Genomic DNA, 14,824 nt, shown 5'->3' on the forward strand with positions numbered 1-14,824 from the left:
CTCAGCCACCGGGTCCGCTCCCTGCGTCGACCGCCTCCTCTTCGACGGACGCAGCGTCGCCGAAGTACTCACGGCCCGGTTCCTCACCCAGGTCGAGTTCGGGTTCGAGGTGCACCACGACGCGGCAGCCGGTGGCGCCGCGGGCGATGGTCTCCTCCAGTTCGACGCGTGCGTATCCCAGGTTCTGCGCGGCGATGGTGCCGAAGACGTTGGACGTCATCATGCACATCGACTCCCGCCCGAGCACCTTCTCCGCGAACGGGCAGCTGCGGCTGCCCAGGACGATCCGGTGCTCGTCCTGGGAAATGAGATAGAAGTCGCCCTCGATGCGCTGTTTGAGGTCGACCAGCACGTCGGCGACCTGTTCGCGGGTCAGCTGCGGCAGGCCGATGGCCTCGGTGTAGGCCTCGTTGATCTGCAGTCCCACCGACTGGCCGACCAGGCTGATGTAGCCGGAGGCCTCCTCGAGTCCGACCACGGACTCCAGGGACGTCGCCAGCTCACGGACCAGTCCTCGCATGAACACGTCCCGGTCCAGATCCACGTGGGCATCCTTGGCCAGGTTCACGACGGCCCCTCCTTTTCGCGGAGTACCGTGTGCGCGGCCGGCGCGGATGTCGACTGACAGGTCCATCTGTCATCACACGGTCTGTTCGTGAGCATAGCGCCCCGATCATCGACGCACGATCCCCCGGTTCCGGGCCCCGCCGTGTACCGGTGTTGACGCCGGCAGTACGGCGCGGCGGCCCGCGCCCGGATCGGTCACAGCAGCCCCCGGATGCCGCCGCGGACCCGGTGGAAGCCGCCGGCGCCGCGTGCAGGGCGTCCACGACGTGGCGGGCCCCGGGCTCCCGTAGCGCGCACGGCGGTGTGGGCAGGAGCCGGGGAGTTGCCGGGATCGCGGCATCCGTGCGGGCCGGCGTTCCCCTATGCCGCCGGCCCGCACGGACTCTGGTGGGCCACTCGCCATCGACCCATGAGGCGGATCAGGCACCCCCCGGTCGCCTGATCCACTCCGCCGCACCGCCCGGTGCCCGTGGGCCGGAGTGTGTCCGGGAACGTCGAAGTCGCTTGGGTTGGAGTGTGGATCAGCGAGGGGGCGCACCGGTATGGGTAGAACTGCGTACGACGCACGGTCGGATGAGCGGAGAGGTCACATGGCACAGGGGCTGGACGCGGCCTACGAACGCATGCTGTCGGTGGCCACGGCGGCGCTCCACGAACGCGAACCCGCACGGCTGTGGCCGCTGATGGCCGCCACGCTGCCGGATGTGTGCGGCGGCGAGGTCCTGATCTACAAGCTGGACGACTGGAGTGAGAGCGCGGGCACGGTCGGTACGGCGCCCGAGGCGGCGTCGGCGTTGGACGCGCTCGACGACGAGGCCCTGGGGCTTCTGCGCACCGGGTTCCCGTTCGCGGGGCATTACGCGGACGATCGCGACCGAGCGCCGGTCACAGCCGGCCGGGTGCTCGGTGCCGCCTGGTCCGCCAGCGCGACCGCCCGTCTGGTCGACGATGCGCTGGACATGGACCACGTGCTGGCGATCCCGCTGCCCGAGGCGACCACTCCCGTCACCGGGTGTCTCGTCTACCGCGCGGGAACGGACTTCACCGACGACGAGCTCCGCTTCGCCGGGCGGGTGCAGCCCTTGCTCGCGGCCGTCGACCAGCAGCGTCAACTCCTGGAAAGCTGGCAGCGCCTCGTCGCGCCGGGCGCTGCGCAGGACGCGGCCGCGGACTGTGATCTCACTCCCCGGGAGACGGCCGTCCTGCTGCTGCTCACCGAAGCGCTGACCGCCGCCGCCATCGGCCGCCGCCTCGGCATATCCGACCGGACGGTGCACAAGCACATCCAGAACGTCTACCGCAAACTGGGTACCCGGGATCGCATCAGCACCGTGCTCCGCGCCCAGCAACTCGGCCTCGTCCCCGCACCGAACCCGCCCCACCGTCAGCGCGGCTAGGTGTGCTGTTCGGGCAGGTTGGTGACGCGGGCCCTGGCAGGCACTCCCCCACTGCCTTGACGGCGTGGGGGCACCCCCGCGGCGTTGCCGTCCCTCGCCGACTTCCCCACGCCCGAACACGCTCGCGCGGGGACCCCCATCGCGTCGCCCGCCGCGGTAGCGGCCGATGTCGCAGCCTCCTCCGCCTTGCATCTGCACGCACCAGACCCCGCTCGGCTGAAGCGCGGTGTTCCTACAGCCGACCTGATCCGAAAGACAGGCCCTGGCCCACCGAGCCCGGCACATCCCTCCTGATGCCCGCCCGGGCCCGGCGGCATGTCGCCGGGCCCGGGTGCCGGCGAGGCGATCCGTGGAGTTGACGGCGGGCGCGGGTCCCGGAGGGCCGGCCCTCCGGGTATCCCCCGCACACCTCGCCCCGCCGGCTGCCGGCCGTCACCCCTGTCCCGACGGCAGCAGTCGGGCGATGGCCGGTTCCAGCCGGGGCAACGCCCGTTGGCCCATCAGCGCCAGAGCGATCGCCGCGGCGACGCCTGCCCAGGCGAACGGTCCGAGCGGAGTACAGCCGAACAGACGGCTGACGCCCGGCGTCTGGATGAGGGCGACGAGTGCGACGGCCGAGCCGATGGCCGTGACGCGGACCAGCGGGCTGTCGCGGCGGTCGGCCAGGGTCTGGGCGAGCTGGGTGCCGACCACCCCGCACAGGGCCATCGTGCCGGCACGGCGAGCGCTGCCCGGGGTGAAGCGGCCGATCAGCCAGGCCGCCACCGCACCCAGGCACGTGGTCAGCGCGCGATGGCGGATCTGCCGGATCAGGGGCGCCCCGAGGGCCCGTGGCACCCCGTCCACGGACGCGGCGCCCTCCCCCTGCCCGTCCGGCTCCTGCCGCTGCGGGGTCACCGCCACCGCCATGGCCGGGAACAGGTCCGTGAACAGGTTCACCAGCAGCATCTGACGCGTACTCAGGGGTGCGGTCCCCGACAGCAGGGTGCCGATGACGCCGAAGCCGATCTCGCCCGCGTTCCCGCCGATCAGGATGGCGACGGCGTCGGCGACGCTGCGCCACAGGGCGCGGCCCTCGCGGACCGCCTCGACCAGGACGGTCAGATCGTCGTCGGTGAGGACCAGGTCGGCGGCGTTGCGGGCGGCGGCCGATCCGCGGGCGCTGATGCCCACGCCGACGTCGGCGGCGCGGATCGCCGCGGCGTCGTTGGCGCCGTCGCCCACCATCCCGACCACCCGGCCGGCGTCCCGGAGGGCCTCGACGACCTGGAGCTTCTGCTCCGGCGCGACCCTGGCCACGACGCCCGCGCCGGCCAGCATCCGGACCCTCACCGACCGGTCCGCGGCGGCCAGTTCGTCCCCGGTGATCACGACGGTGTCCTCGGGCCAGCCCAGTTCGGTCGCGATCGCCCGGGCGGTCTGCGGATGGTCACCGGTCAGCATGACCGGCCGTACGCCGGCATCCCGCAGACCGCGGACCAGGGCCGTGGACGTCTCGCGCGGCGCGTCGGAGAGCGCCAGCAGGCCGGTGAACTCCAGCCGGTCCAGCGGTCGTTCGATGACGCCGGACTCCTCCTCTTCCTCGCCCAGGGTGCGCCTGGCCACCGCCAGGACACGCAGGCCCTCGCCGGCGAGCGTCCGGGCCGTGGCGGCCGCGTGGTCCGGCAGTCCGGAGCAGGCGGGCAGGACGGTCTCCGGGGCGCCCTTGACCACGAGGGTGCGCGGGCCGTCCGCGGCGCGGCCGACCGCCGCGGCATACCCGCGGGCCGCCTCGAACGGCAGGCCCTCGGCCTGCTCCCACTGCGGGTCGGCAGCGGCCGCGTCCAGGACGGCCGCGTCGGTGGCGTGCACCGGCCGCTCGGAGCCGCCGTTCAGGCGGGGGCAGGCCCGCGCCGCGTCCCGTACGATGCCCGCGACCGCCGCCTCCGTCACCCCGTGGACCGTGCCGTCGGCGTCGGCGACACGGGTCAGGCGCAGCCGGTTCTGCGTGAGGGTTCCGGTCTTGTCGAAGCAGACCGTGTCCATGCGGCCCAGGGCCTCCAGCGTGCGCGGGGTGCGTACCAGGACGCCGCGGCGGCCGAGCCGCCGGGCGGCGGCGAGCTGCGCGACCGTGGCCACCAGGGGCAGACCCTCGGGCACGGCGGCCACGGCGACGGCCACGCCGCCACTGACCGCCTCCCGGATGGGCGTGCCGCGCAGCAGCGCCAGTCCGGTCACCGCCGCTCCGCCGCCCAGGGTGAGCGGGAGTGCCTTGCGGGTGAGTTCCTGCAGCCTGGCCTGCACCCCGGCGGAGGGCGGGGTGCGCGCGGCGAGCGTCACGGCGCGGGCCGCCTCGGTGCGCTCGCCGGTCTGCACCACGACGGCCCGCGCGTGTCCGGCCACCACGGTGGTGCCCTCGAAGACCATGCAACTGCGGTCGGCGACAGGGGCACCCGGGGTCGGATCGACCTGCTTCACGACCGGCAGGGACTCCCCGGTCAGCGCCGACTCGTCGACCTCGAGGCCGTCCTGTTGGAGCAGGCGGGCGTCGGCGGGTACGACGTCGTCCGCCTTGAGCTCGATCACGTCTCCGGGCCTGAGCCGGGCGGCGTCCACCGTCCGCGCGGGTTCGGCCGCGTCCTTGTGCGCGGGTGCCACGCGCGCCTTCTGCTTCTGCTCGGCGAGCAGGCCGGACAGCGCCCGTTCGGCGCGCAGCCGCTGGATGCCGCCGACCAGCGCGTTGAGGTCGAGCGCGCCGACGACGAGTGCCGCGTCGACGACGGAGCCGAGGATCGCGGAGGCGGCGGAGCCGACCGCCAGGACCGGCGTGAGCGGATCGTCGAGTTCGCCGCGCACCGCCCGGGCGAGCTGGAACGTCCAGCGCGCCGGGGCCAGGGCGGGCGACCGTACGGCGGTGCGCGTCGCCTTGCGCAGCCGGGCCGTGACGAGGTCGACCGGGTCCGGTTCGCGGGCCCGTTCGGTTGCCAGCCGGGCCTCGGCCTCCTGAGGCGGCAGTTCGTGCCAGGGCACGCGAGGGCGGGGGTGCGGGGCGCGGGCCGCCGCGACGCCCAGCGCCGCCCGCGCCCCGGACACCAGGGCCGTCGCCGCGCTCACGTCGACCGGGACGTGCCGCAGGCCGGGCAGTAGACCGCGCCGCCCCCGGCCGCCCTTGGACTCGCCTACGGCCACCAGCAGACCGGAGAGCGCGGCACCGGAGCGGGCCAGGGTCTGCGCGCGGCCACCGACGGCGCGGGCCGCGGGGACCGCGACCAGCAGCCGCCACACGTCGGCCAGGCCGTGCACGGCCAGGACGTCCGCTCCCCATACGACGGCGGCGTCCCGGTCCGTGAGGGCGACGGCGACGTCGCCGGCGAGCAGCCCGGCCAGGACGGTGCGTTCGTCGGCCGAGCCCAGCCGGGCGACCGTGACGACGCCGCCGGAGTCGCCGCGCAGCCCGTGCACCACGTCGTCCAGGGGACGCCGTGCGTCCACGACCTGGTCGGCGAGGCCGGTGAACTCCTCCAGTGCCGGGTCGTCCACCACCACGACGCGCAGTCCGGCCCGGCGCGCCGCGTCCAGTACCGCCTCGGCCCAGGGGTCCGCCTCGCCGCTCTCGGTGCGCAGCGCGCTCGGGTGCAGCACCACCGTGCCGGCCGTCTCGAGTTGCCGCAGCCGCTGCGGGTCGCGCACCAGCACGCCCTCCCGTGACAGCGCGCCGCTCAGGACGGCTTGGAAGGCGGCGGGTCCGTAGCGCGCGGCCTTCGGCGATCCCGCCAGCACCGCCTCGGCGGCCTCGTTGAGGTCGCGCTTGACGAGCAGCGTCACCGCGGCGCCGACCAGGCTGCCGGTGGAGGCGCGGGAGGCGTACTCCTGGGCCGGGGCCGTGCGCAGCGGCGGGCGCGGAGCCTCGCCCGGGGGCACGCTGACCCGCTCGGGCGTGCACAGCTCATCGTGGACCGCGTCGAAGGCGGCGGCGCGTGCCACCGTCTCCGCCAACTGGCACGACCGCAGCGCTCCGTCGAGCACCAGGGACGTGGGTGTCTGACCGGCTCCGTGTGCGGCCGCGTTCGCCCAGGCCAGCGTCAGGTCCATGCCGGTGCGGCCGAGCCGGGCCCGCAGCAGGTCGCGGAAGCGCGGGTTCTCCCGCAGCAGTGTCACGGCCGCGGTCACCAGGCGCGGCGACGGCAGCAGGTGCAGCGCCGACCCGATCACCGCTGCCGCGGTGCCGGCCACGTCGGCCGTCAGCGCGGCCGCCGCGGCCCGTACCCCTGCGGGCCCGGCCGGATGTGGGAACTCCTCCGGCAGGTCGTCCGCCCGGACCAGGCCGTGGCGTTCCGCGAGGCCGGTCGCGTCCTCCACCACACGGTCGGTGACGGCCTCCTCGGTCGCGGCGACCACCAGGCGGGCCAACCCACCGTCCCAGTACGCGAAGGCCACGTCCGGGTGATCCGCCAGCGCCGCGGCCACCCGGCGCGCCCTCGTGGCGATTCCGTCCGCCCGCCGCTCCTCCCCTGGAACCGCCTGCCGCAGCGCGAGATGCGCCCGCGCACCGGACCGCCACGGGCGGGGGCGGCCCGGCAGCGCGTGCCGGAGTACGCGGGCGACACGGACCGCGGCGTCCGCGCCGCGCACCCCCGCCCGTGCCGTCTGGGCCACGGCTCCCGCGGCCGCGCCCACCGCGGTCGGGGCCGACCGTTCGAACAGGTGGACCGCCGCCGGCACCATACGTCCGGCGGTGGCGGAAGGCCTCGTCAGCAGCGCAAGGACCATGACGCGCCCTCAGCCGGTGGTACGGGCGCGGCGCGTGCCGGAGCCGACGCGTCCGGAGGATGCCGAAGGCTTCTTCGAGGGCGCGGGCTCGAGCGCCTTGGACGTGGGTTTCTTCGCCCGGGACGTCCTTGGCCGGGTTGCGGTCGAGGTTGTCCCCTCGCTCTCGGACACCTGGGCCGGGACCTGCCCGGATGCCTTCGGCCGGGGTTGCGTGAGCCAGGCCACCGCCGCGCCGGTGAGGGCGACGGGCCACTCGACCACGCCCACGGCGCCGAGCACTCCGGCCCCGGCGTAGACCGCCAGGCGCCGCCCCCGCGGCGACACGGCGCCGACCTTCTCGAGTGTTCCCCCGGCCGCCCTGCCCACCCTCCCGGCGCCGGGAAGCCGGCCCAGGACCGAGGCCGCGTCGCGCACCGGCCGGGGAACGGCCCTCAGCGGCGCCGGCAGGGACGACGACTTCTGCTCCGTCATGACTCACCTCATCCGTGGTGACATCGCCTTCTTGCGGGGCCCGGGTTCCCGCGTCGACGCCCGCCATCCCCAGGTCTTGGTCATGTGTGATGTGCGCGGCAGCGCGGCGACGGGCTCGGTGAGGGCAGCGGGGCGACGGGTCAGGTGATGTGCCGCAGCAGCGCGGCGACGGCGGGAGGCGTCTGTCCCTGCGGCTGGACGACTCTCACCGTCCACGCCGGTGCCTGTCCGGCGAACGGGCGTACCGGCAGATCGGGGAATCGGGAGGCGAGCGACGGGGGCATGATGCACACGCCCAAGCCGTGCCGGACCAGGTCGGTCGCCGCCAGCACGTCGTTCACCTCGAAGGTGGTGGCGCGTTCGAGCGAGGCCGACCGGAAGGCCTTGTCGACCTCGTGCCGGATCGCCCAGCCCGGGGGGAAGTCCACCAGCGGCAGGCGGGCCGCTTCGGGCAGGGTCACCGGCCGCAGGGCCGGCGGGGCCCCGGTCGCAGGCCCTGTCACCAGGACCATGTCCTCCTGGGCCAGCAACCGGGTGGTGAGGCCCCGCAACTGCGGTGTGTCGAGGGCGACGACGGCCAGGTCCAGGCTGCCGTCGCGCAGCGTCTGCGGGATGTCGCCGACGGGTGCCTGGCGCAGCCTGACCGTCACCGCGGGGTACTCGCGGTGGAAATCGGCCAGTGCCTGGGCAAGGCCGGTGAACAGGCCCTGCATCACACCGACGGTGATCTCGCCGCGCAGTGCGTCCTTGAAGGGGTCGACGGCCGTACGGGCCTGTTGGGCGGCCTGCAGGGTGGCGCGGGCGGCCGGCAGGAAGGCCTCTCCGGCGGGGGTCAGCGACACCCGGTGGGTGGTGCGGTGGAACAGCGGTGTGCCCAGCTCGCGCTCCAGGGACTGCACCGTGGTGGACACCGCGGACTGCACCACGTGCAACCGCCGTGCCGCCGCGCTGAACCCGCCTTCTTCGGCGACCGCGACGACGACCTCCATCTGCCGAAGATCCATGGCCGCCTCCTCCCGTATCAACCCGTTCGATCCCCGGTTTGCTCAGCCCTCAGGGACTTTGCTCAGCCCTCAGGGAGGACCGTCATATGAGTCGCCGTGCCGCGCGGGTCACCATCACCGCAGCACCGTATCGGCCGCCGAACGGCTGCCGCCCGGGCCACGGCCGGGCTGCCGGTCCGGTACGGCTTCTCCCCGCACCGCAGCGGTGTGACGCAGGGTCAGGTCCGGATGCTCAGTGAGCCTCGTGGGTCTCAGTGAACCTCGTGGGCGTACGTCCCGGTGGCGAGATAGATGCGGGTGGTCGTGCCGGCCGGGCCGGTGTGCAGGCGGACCAGGTCGGCGAGGATGTTCACCAGCAGCAGGCCCCGGCCGCCGGGCCGGGCACCGGGCGGAGGGATGCGTCCGGCCAGCGGATCGGTGTGCACCCCGGCGTCGTTGACCTCGCACACCAGCTGCCGGGCCTCCGCCCACAGGCGCAGGGTGCCCCGGCCACCGCCGTGCACCACGCTGTTCGTGGTCAGCTCGGCCACCATCAGCTCCAGGTCCGCCATCCGGTCCTTCGACAGACCCAGCAGTGCCGCCTGCTCGGTGGCGAAGCGGCGGGCGACGGGCAGTGCGGCGGCGTCGAAGGGGAACTCGGCGGCGCCGAACGGCGCAGGAGGCAGGGGCTGGTTGTACCGGCTGACGACCTGATCGGGCGCGTAGGCGCCGCTGGGGCGCTCCTGGCCGCGTTCGATGACCGTCGGGTGGGTGGCGTGCGCGTCGGCGAGCACCGCGGAATCCAGCCGGGAGGTGTCGTACGGGCACAGGATGCTCACGGCCCGGCCCCGGAAGGCCGCGTTGATCAGGGCCTCGTGCTGCACACACGCGGGGTACTCGGTCGCGGTGCGTCCGGCCCAGATGGGCTCCCCGATGATCCGTACCCGGCCCGTGGGGTGGGCGTCCGCGAAGCCGCGCAGCACCCGGGGGATGATCCGCCCGGGATTGCGCCCGGCCTCGGTCATGTCCAGGAACTGCACGGCCTCGGCCTGTTCACCGAGAGCGTCCCGCAGCAGACGCAGATTGTCGCCCGGCACGGCCACTGCCACCGGCTCCCCTGAGGCCAGTCCTTCCTGCACGAACGACACGGTGCCGGCCAGGTACTCGTCGCGGCCGGAGTAGAACAGGGCGGGATGCCAGAACCGGTCGTCCACCGTCGTACCAGTCATGACTGCGCCACCTCGATCACCGACAGCTCGGGCCAGAACAACTCCAGCGTTCGCCTCAGACTCGTCGGGGGCTGCCACAGCACGATGCGCCGCCCCTCCCCCATAACCCGGGCCGCCGCCGCGAGCGAGGCGGCGCCGCGGACATCGATGAAGGTGACCGCGGACAGCTCCAGATGGCACACCGGCTCGTCCCCGTCCACGAGTTCTTCCAGCAATCGCTCCCACACCGGCTGCGTCGCCAGGCTGATTTCACCCACTGCCCGGATTCCGGCCCGGTCCCGTAGCGGGCCGCCCTCCAACGCGGCCGTCGGCAAGGCCTGGGGGGCCGCCTGCCGCGGGCCTTGTGGTGTGTCCATCTCTCCACCTCGTGCGGCTGCTCCGGAACCCAGCCAGTATGGCCTACGGCCGAGCGAGGCCATGCGGCGGCATCCCACGGGCGGGCACACGGCGCGGGCCGGAACGGTCACGGCGGCACTTTTCATTGCCCGGTCTCCGGGCCGGGCACGTCGTCCACCGGGGCACCGGGAGCGGCAATCACCGCTGCCTCCCGGCCGATGGCGGGCGCCGGTCAGCCGAGTGCCCGGTGGCGACCGTGCCGACCGCCCCGGCCGGCAGGCCTTCGGTCACGGACCGCATACCGGGCACCCCCCTGCGGTCCGAGCGAGGCGGTGACCGGACCGACCCTTCGAGTTCCCCGGGCACGGCACACAAACGCCGCCGCGCGAGTGACGGCTGATCGGGTGCCGTCCGTGGCCGGGGGACCGCGCGCCGCCGGGGGCTTCAGCGCCGGTACGAGGCCCGTGCCGTGCGACCGGGCTCCGCAAGCACAGGTGCGGCCGCCTCTCAACAGGGACGAGCGTCGCCGGCGGCACCGCAGCGGGGCCCGGTGCGCGGTGGTAAGCGGAATGCATGAGACCCTCGCGTATCGCCGCCCGTCTGTGCTCACTTCTCACCGCCGTCTGCACCCTGACCGCGACTCCCACGGCACACGCCGCGCCTCGGGAGTACGCCACCGGGTACGTCGCCCTCGGCGACTCCTACTCCGCCGGTGTCGGCGCCGGCAGCTATCTCACCTCCAGCACCGACTGTCTGCGCAGCAGCCACTCCTTCCCCGCGCTGTGGGCCGCGGCCCACGCCCCGTCCAGCTTCGACTTCACCGCGTGCAACGGCGCCCGCGCCCTCGACGTGCTGAGCCGCCAGCTCGGGTCGCTCAACGCCCGCACCGGTCTGGTCAGCATCACCGTCGGCGGCAGTGACGCCGGCTTCGGCCATGTGATGACGACCTGTGTGCTGCACGGCACGGGGACCTGCCTGGACGCGGTCAAGGAAGCGCTCGACCGCATCGACAACGCCCTCCCCGGCGACCTCGACCGCCTCTACGCCGCCATCCGGGCCAAAGCCCCCCACGCCCATGTCGTCGTCCTCGGCTACCCGCACCTGTACCAGCTCAACGGCAGCTGCAAGGCGGGGCTGGCGGACACCACCCGCTCCGCGATCAACGGCGCTGTCGACCACCTCGACAAGGTCATCGACGAACGGGCCACACACCACGGGTTCACCTACGTCGACGTCACCGGCGCCTTCACCGGCCACGAGATCTGCTCCACCGCCCCATGGCTCCACAGCGTCAACTGGCTTGCCCCGACCGAGTCGTACCACCCCACCGAGCGGGGACAGTCCCAGGCCTACCTCCCCGCCCTGAACCGCACTGCCTGAGCCTCGGTCGGGTCCCGCCGTACTCCGCACGCCGCGGTGATCGCCCAGAAGGCCGTCGCGGCGAGGATCTCGACGCCGGCCGCGAGCGCCGAGGTGCCCGGGAGGGACCAGGTGGCGGCGGACCCGGCAAGTGCCGCGCCGAGGGCGAATCCGGTGAGCTTCAGGCTGGCCCCCAGGGTGAAGACCTGCCCGCGCTGGTCTTCCGGGGTCTCCTGGTGGCGCACGGCGAACAGGGCGGTGAGCCCGGGCCCTTCACCGGCTCCGGCCAGCAGGACGGCGGCGAGGAGCGCGGCCGGTCGCCCCGTCGCGGCCAGTAGCAGCGCGGCGGCCTGGACGAGGGCACCGGCCCACAGGACGGTGTCCGGCGCGAGAGAACGCGGAAACCGCGCGAGTGTGGCGTTGGCCGTCAGGGCGGAGACGGCCGCGCAGGACAGCAGCATCGTGCCCTGGCCCGCACCGCCGAGGACGCGTTCACCGAGGAGCGGAAGACAGACCGTCAGCATGCCTTGGCCGAGGCAGGAGACGACCGAGGTGAGGGTTGCACGGGCCAGTCGGGGGGCGCGGACGACGAACCGCACTCCGGCCAGGAGGTCGCGGACCACGGAGGCCGCCTGCAAGCCCTTCGCCGGCCGACCGCTCACGGGCAGCCTCCACGCGACCGGTACGGCCAGGCCGATGAGCACCGCCGAGACGGCCACCGAGGCCGACGCTCCGAACACCTGTGCAGCGCCGCCGGCCAGGGCGGGGCCGAGCAGGCCGGCCAGGCCGTAGGTCATCGCATCGAGCACGTTGGCTCGCAAGAGGTTGTCGCCTGGCACCACTCGGGGCAGTTGGGCCGTCCAGCCGCCCGACAGTGCCGGTCCCGGAAGACCCGTCAGCACGGCGATCAGCACGCAGACGACGAGCGGAAGACGGCCGATTCCCGCCAGGATCACCATCAGACCCGTCGCATGGAGCATGAGCGCGGCGGCCAGCAGACGGCCCGGACGAGCCGCCCTGTCGAGGAGCACCCCCAGCACCGGCCCGCCCACCGCGGCGGCGATGGTGACGCCCGCGAGGAGCGACGACGCCTCAGCGGCCGATCCGGCAACGGCGAACCCCGCCAGCATCAACGCCGGCCCGGACATCTCGTCGCCGGTGCGGGCCGTCGCCGCGCCGGTGAGATACGCGCCCATCGAGTAACGGCTCTTCACCGGCCAGACGTTACGAACGTAACGTAAAAGCGCGCAATATGCGTTACATTCGCGCCGTGCTCCCTCCCCTCGACGACTGGTCGACCCGCCACTCCGTCCTCACCACGGCGCGGCGCACCGCCGCCCTCGTCAACGTCCTCGCCGACGAAGTGACCGACCCCGCCGAAGTCGCCGCGGTGCTGCGGGACTTCGGCGAGACGGACCCCATCGACCTCACTCCTCAGGACGTCGCCCAGATGCGGGCGGCGGCCGCGCTTCTGCGGGAGGTCTTCGCCGCCGACCGGGTCGACGAGGCGGCCGTGGCCCTCAACACCCTCCTGCGACGGCACACCGGACCGGTCCGCCTCACGTCGCACGGGGGCGGCACCCCCTGGCACCCCCACCTCGACCATGACGACGACGCCCCGTGGGCCGAATGGCTCCTCGCTTCCTCCTGCATGGCCCTCACCGTGCTGGTCTGGGACCGCCAACGCCCGCCCGGCAGGATCTGCGCGTCATCCAGCTGCCGGAACGTCTTCATCACGCAGGGCAGCGGCCCGGAGCGCCGCTACTGCTCGCGCCGCTGCGCCACCCGCGAACGGGTGGCAGCGCACCGGCGCTCCCAGCCCGCCCCCACACGGAGGGCGCAGTACGGAGATGACACGACCGCGAATGACGCAAAACTGGGTAAATCCACCTGAATGGGGGAACTGGTCTATGTAAGGAAAAAATCAACCCTCCTGGAGAGGCACAGCGATGTCGTATCCGCAGCAGTCCAGTGGAATGGGCACGCATCCCGAGATAGCGGAGATGCGGGAACGGCTCGAGCGCACCGCGGCCAGCGGCCCGGCCATCGCCGTTGAGGGGGCGATCCTCCTGGCGGGTGTCTACGCCGCGATATCGCCCTGGGTCGTGCACTTCTCCGGTCAGCCGTTCATCACCGTCAACAACCTGATCGTCGGCATCACCGTCGGCCTGATCGGGCTCGGTCTGACCCTGGTGCCCGAGCGCATGTTCCGCCTGGCGTGGGTGATCGCCCCGCTCGGTGTGTGGCTCATCATCTCGCCCTGGGTGGTGACCGCCACGCACAGCGCGCGGGCCGGCATCATCGCGAACAACTGCGCGGTGGGTGCGGTGACGGCGGCGCTGGGCCTGGCAGCCATGGGTCTGACGATCGGCGTCTCGCGCCGCGGGCCTCAGTGAGACGGCGGCACGGCAAGCCGATGGGGAGCGTGCCGGGCGCAGATGACTCGTGCACACCGGCACGCTTCCGGGCGTCTTGGCGCACGGCACACGGCGCACGGCGCGGTCGGCCGCCCGCCGGGGCCCCTCACACGGGTGAGGCGTCCCGAAAGTCCATCACCCGCGTCAGGACGTCCGTGCGGAACAGCGTGCGGGCGTGAGCGACGCGGCGGTCGCGGTCGGGACCGGGGGGCGTGAGACGGTTCAGCGCATCGAGCAGCTCGGACTCCGTCTCGGCCACCTCCGTCAGGCCGAGCGCGGCCATCCGGTGGACGCCTTCCTCACCGTGGCCCGGCAGGGGGCGGTATCCCACCACCGGCAGGCCCGCGGCGAGAGCCTGTACGGCGGTCTGGCCCGCGGCGTTGTCCACCAGGGCGCCCGCCGCGCGCATCAGGTCGGGCATGTCGGCGACCCAGCCGAGCGCGAGAACGCCCGGGATCCCGGCGAGGTGCTCGCGGAGCACCTCGTTGCGGCCGCACAGCACGACCGGGAGAAAGCCCTGTGCGGCCAGCAGTCCGGCGGTGGCGGAGAGACGTGAGCCCGCTCCCCAGGCGCCCGCGGAGAGGATCACCGGGGGCCGGCCCGGAGCGAACCGGGCGAAGCGGCTGGACCACTGCGCGGCAGCCGGACCCGCGGTGAGGAACTCGGGGGCCACGGCCGGTCCGGTCGTCTCGGCGGGGACGGCGATGTCCTCGCGTACCTCACGGGCGGCCTCGTCGGTGAGGCAGAAGTAGCGGTCGTTGCCCGGATGGAGCCACTGCCGGTGCACCGCGAAGTCGATCAGGAACACGGCGCTCGGCACCCGCAGCCGGCCCCGGGACCTGAGGTGCCCGGTCAGTTGCGCCGCCAGGTGGAAGACGGGGAGGACGACATCCGCGCCCGTACGGTCCACGAGGTCCGTCAGGCGGCTGCCCGCGAGGCGGGCCAGGGGGACGCCGCTGGGACGGCGGCCGGGGCCCCGACGCAGGAACGTGCGGTAGAGGAAGGCGTACGCCCACGGGAAGTGCCGAACCGAGGACTGGTAGAAGCGGCGCAGGCCCGTGCCCAGGCCGTACGGCAGGAGGGCGAGGACGTCGACGACGTCCGCCTCGTGGCCGCGCTCCCGTGCACGCCGCGCGAGTTCCCCGGCGACCGTGTCGTGTCCGGCTCCCATGCTCGCGCTCACGATCAGGATCCGCCGGGAGCCCTCAGGGGACGGGGGTGGGGCCGCTGGGGCGGTGGCCGGTCCCGTCGAACGGGCTACTTCGTCCGCCGGGCGGCGGGCAGGGGTCATGGCCGCTCGCATCGCTCGCCGTCGA

The 14,824-nt window shown here is 73.8% G+C and carries 12 protein-coding genes; 4 read left to right on the plus strand and 8 right to left on the minus strand.

Going from position 1 to position 14,824, the window contains the following annotated elements; all coding sequences use genetic code 11:
- Position 1 precedes the first annotated feature (1 nt).
- Entirely contained in the window at positions 2–568 is a 567-nt protein-coding gene (locus SY2F82_RS34050) for a methanogen output domain 1-containing protein (protein ID WP_200422937.1), read from the minus strand.
- A 589-nt stretch (positions 569–1,157) separates the two neighbouring features.
- Between SY2F82_RS34050 and SY2F82_RS34055 the strand changes: the two genes are divergently transcribed.
- Entirely contained in the window at positions 1,158–1,964 is an 807-nt protein-coding gene (locus SY2F82_RS34055; protein WP_236041953.1) for a LuxR C-terminal-related transcriptional regulator, read from the plus strand.
- A 432-nt stretch (positions 1,965–2,396) separates the two neighbouring features.
- Here the strand turns inward: SY2F82_RS34055 and SY2F82_RS34060 are convergent, their stop codons facing one another.
- The 5 genes from SY2F82_RS34060 to SY2F82_RS34080 all read right to left on the minus strand — a co-directional run bounded on the left by SY2F82_RS34060 (position 2,397) and on the right by SY2F82_RS34080 (position 9,653).
- Positions 2,397–6,713: a cation-translocating P-type ATPase gene (locus SY2F82_RS34060; RefSeq protein ID WP_200422938.1), complete on the minus strand. Its 4,317-nt coding sequence runs from the start codon at positions 6,711–6,713 to the stop codon at positions 2,397–2,399.
- 9 nt (positions 6,714–6,722) lie between these two features.
- Complete coding sequence (locus SY2F82_RS39305) at positions 6,723–7,184, minus strand: hypothetical protein (protein WP_236041954.1); 462 nt, start codon at positions 7,182–7,184, stop codon at positions 6,723–6,725.
- A 140-nt stretch (positions 7,185–7,324) separates the two neighbouring features.
- Positions 7,325–8,188: a LysR family transcriptional regulator gene (locus SY2F82_RS34070; RefSeq protein WP_200422939.1), complete on the minus strand. Its 864-nt coding sequence runs from the start codon at positions 8,186–8,188 to the stop codon at positions 7,325–7,327.
- A 251-nt stretch (positions 8,189–8,439) separates the two neighbouring features.
- Positions 8,440–9,396 (minus strand): anti-sigma factor RsbA family regulatory protein, encoded by a 957-nt coding sequence (locus SY2F82_RS34075; protein ID WP_200422940.1) that lies wholly within the window; start codon positions 9,394–9,396, stop codon positions 8,440–8,442.
- On the minus strand, positions 9,393–9,653 hold the full coding sequence (locus SY2F82_RS34080; RefSeq protein WP_308437807.1) for an STAS domain-containing protein: 261 nt from the start codon (positions 9,651–9,653) through the stop codon (positions 9,393–9,395). Before SY2F82_RS34080 ends, SY2F82_RS34075 begins: the two co-directional genes overlap by 4 nt.
- A 652-nt stretch (positions 9,654–10,305) precedes the next feature.
- Between SY2F82_RS34080 and SY2F82_RS34085 the strand changes: the two genes are divergently transcribed.
- Complete coding sequence (locus tag SY2F82_RS34085; protein WP_200422942.1) at positions 10,306–11,112, plus strand: SGNH/GDSL hydrolase family protein; 807 nt, start codon at positions 10,306–10,308, stop codon at positions 11,110–11,112.
- Here SY2F82_RS34085 and SY2F82_RS34090 read toward each other — a convergent pair.
- Positions 11,082–12,305 carry an MFS transporter gene (locus SY2F82_RS34090; protein WP_236041956.1) on the minus strand — a complete coding sequence of 408 codons (1,224 nt, stop codon included), beginning with the start codon at positions 12,303–12,305 and terminating at the stop codon, positions 11,082–11,084. The genes SY2F82_RS34085 and SY2F82_RS34090 overlap by 31 nt on opposite strands.
- Positions 12,306–12,343: 38 nt before the next feature.
- Here SY2F82_RS34090 and SY2F82_RS34095 point away from each other — a divergent pair, with 38 nt between their 5' ends.
- Together SY2F82_RS34095 and SY2F82_RS34100 are read left to right on the plus strand one after the other, a co-directional pair.
- Entirely contained in the window at positions 12,344–12,985 is a 642-nt protein-coding gene (locus SY2F82_RS34095; RefSeq protein ID WP_200422943.1) for a CGNR zinc finger domain-containing protein, read from the plus strand.
- Positions 12,986–13,040: 55 nt separating this feature from the next.
- Positions 13,041–13,487, plus strand: a complete 447-nt coding sequence (locus tag SY2F82_RS34100) for an SPW repeat protein (RefSeq protein WP_200422944.1) — start codon at positions 13,041–13,043, stop codon at positions 13,485–13,487.
- A gap of 127 nt (positions 13,488–13,614) precedes the next feature.
- Here the strand turns inward: SY2F82_RS34100 and SY2F82_RS34105 are convergent, their stop codons facing one another.
- The gene (locus SY2F82_RS34105) at positions 13,615–14,679 is read right to left on the minus strand and encodes a galactosyldiacylglycerol synthase (RefSeq protein WP_200423122.1); all 1,065 of its coding nucleotides are present in this window, start codon (positions 14,677–14,679) and stop codon (positions 13,615–13,617) included.
- Positions 14,680–14,824: the final 145 nt, after the last annotated feature.

The organism is Streptomyces sp. Y2F8-2, from assembly GCF_014905555.1.
Taxonomy (GTDB): Bacteria; Actinomycetota; Actinomycetes; order Streptomycetales; family Streptomycetaceae; genus Streptomyces; species Streptomyces cynarae.

Bases quoted from the DNA above. Each gene is read 5' to 3' on its own strand.
- SY2F82_RS34100 (WP_200422944.1), top strand. From the start codon at position 13,041: ATGTCGTATCCGCAGCAGTCCAGTGGAATGGGCACGCATCCCGAGATA.
- SY2F82_RS34060 (WP_200422938.1), bottom strand. From the start codon at position 6,713: ATGGTCCTTGCGCTGCTGACGAGGCCTTCCGCCACCGCCGGACGTATG.
- SY2F82_RS39305 (WP_236041954.1), bottom strand. From the start codon at position 7,184: ATGACGGAGCAGAAGTCGTCGTCCCTGCCGGCGCCGCTGAGGGCCGTT.
- SY2F82_RS34075 (WP_200422940.1), bottom strand. From the start codon at position 9,396: ATGACTGGTACGACGGTGGACGACCGGTTCTGGCATCCCGCCCTGTTC.
- SY2F82_RS34085 (WP_200422942.1), top strand. From the start codon at position 10,306: ATGAGACCCTCGCGTATCGCCGCCCGTCTGTGCTCACTTCTCACCGCC.
- SY2F82_RS34070 (WP_200422939.1), bottom strand. From the start codon at position 8,188: ATGGATCTTCGGCAGATGGAGGTCGTCGTCGCGGTCGCCGAAGAAGGC.
- SY2F82_RS34105 (WP_200423122.1), bottom strand. From the start codon at position 14,679: ATGGGAGCCGGACACGACACGGTCGCCGGGGAACTCGCGCGGCGTGCA.
- SY2F82_RS34055 (WP_236041953.1), top strand. From the start codon at position 1,158: ATGGCACAGGGGCTGGACGCGGCCTACGAACGCATGCTGTCGGTGGCC.
- SY2F82_RS34095 (WP_200422943.1), top strand. From the start codon at position 12,344: ATGCGTTACATTCGCGCCGTGCTCCCTCCCCTCGACGACTGGTCGACC.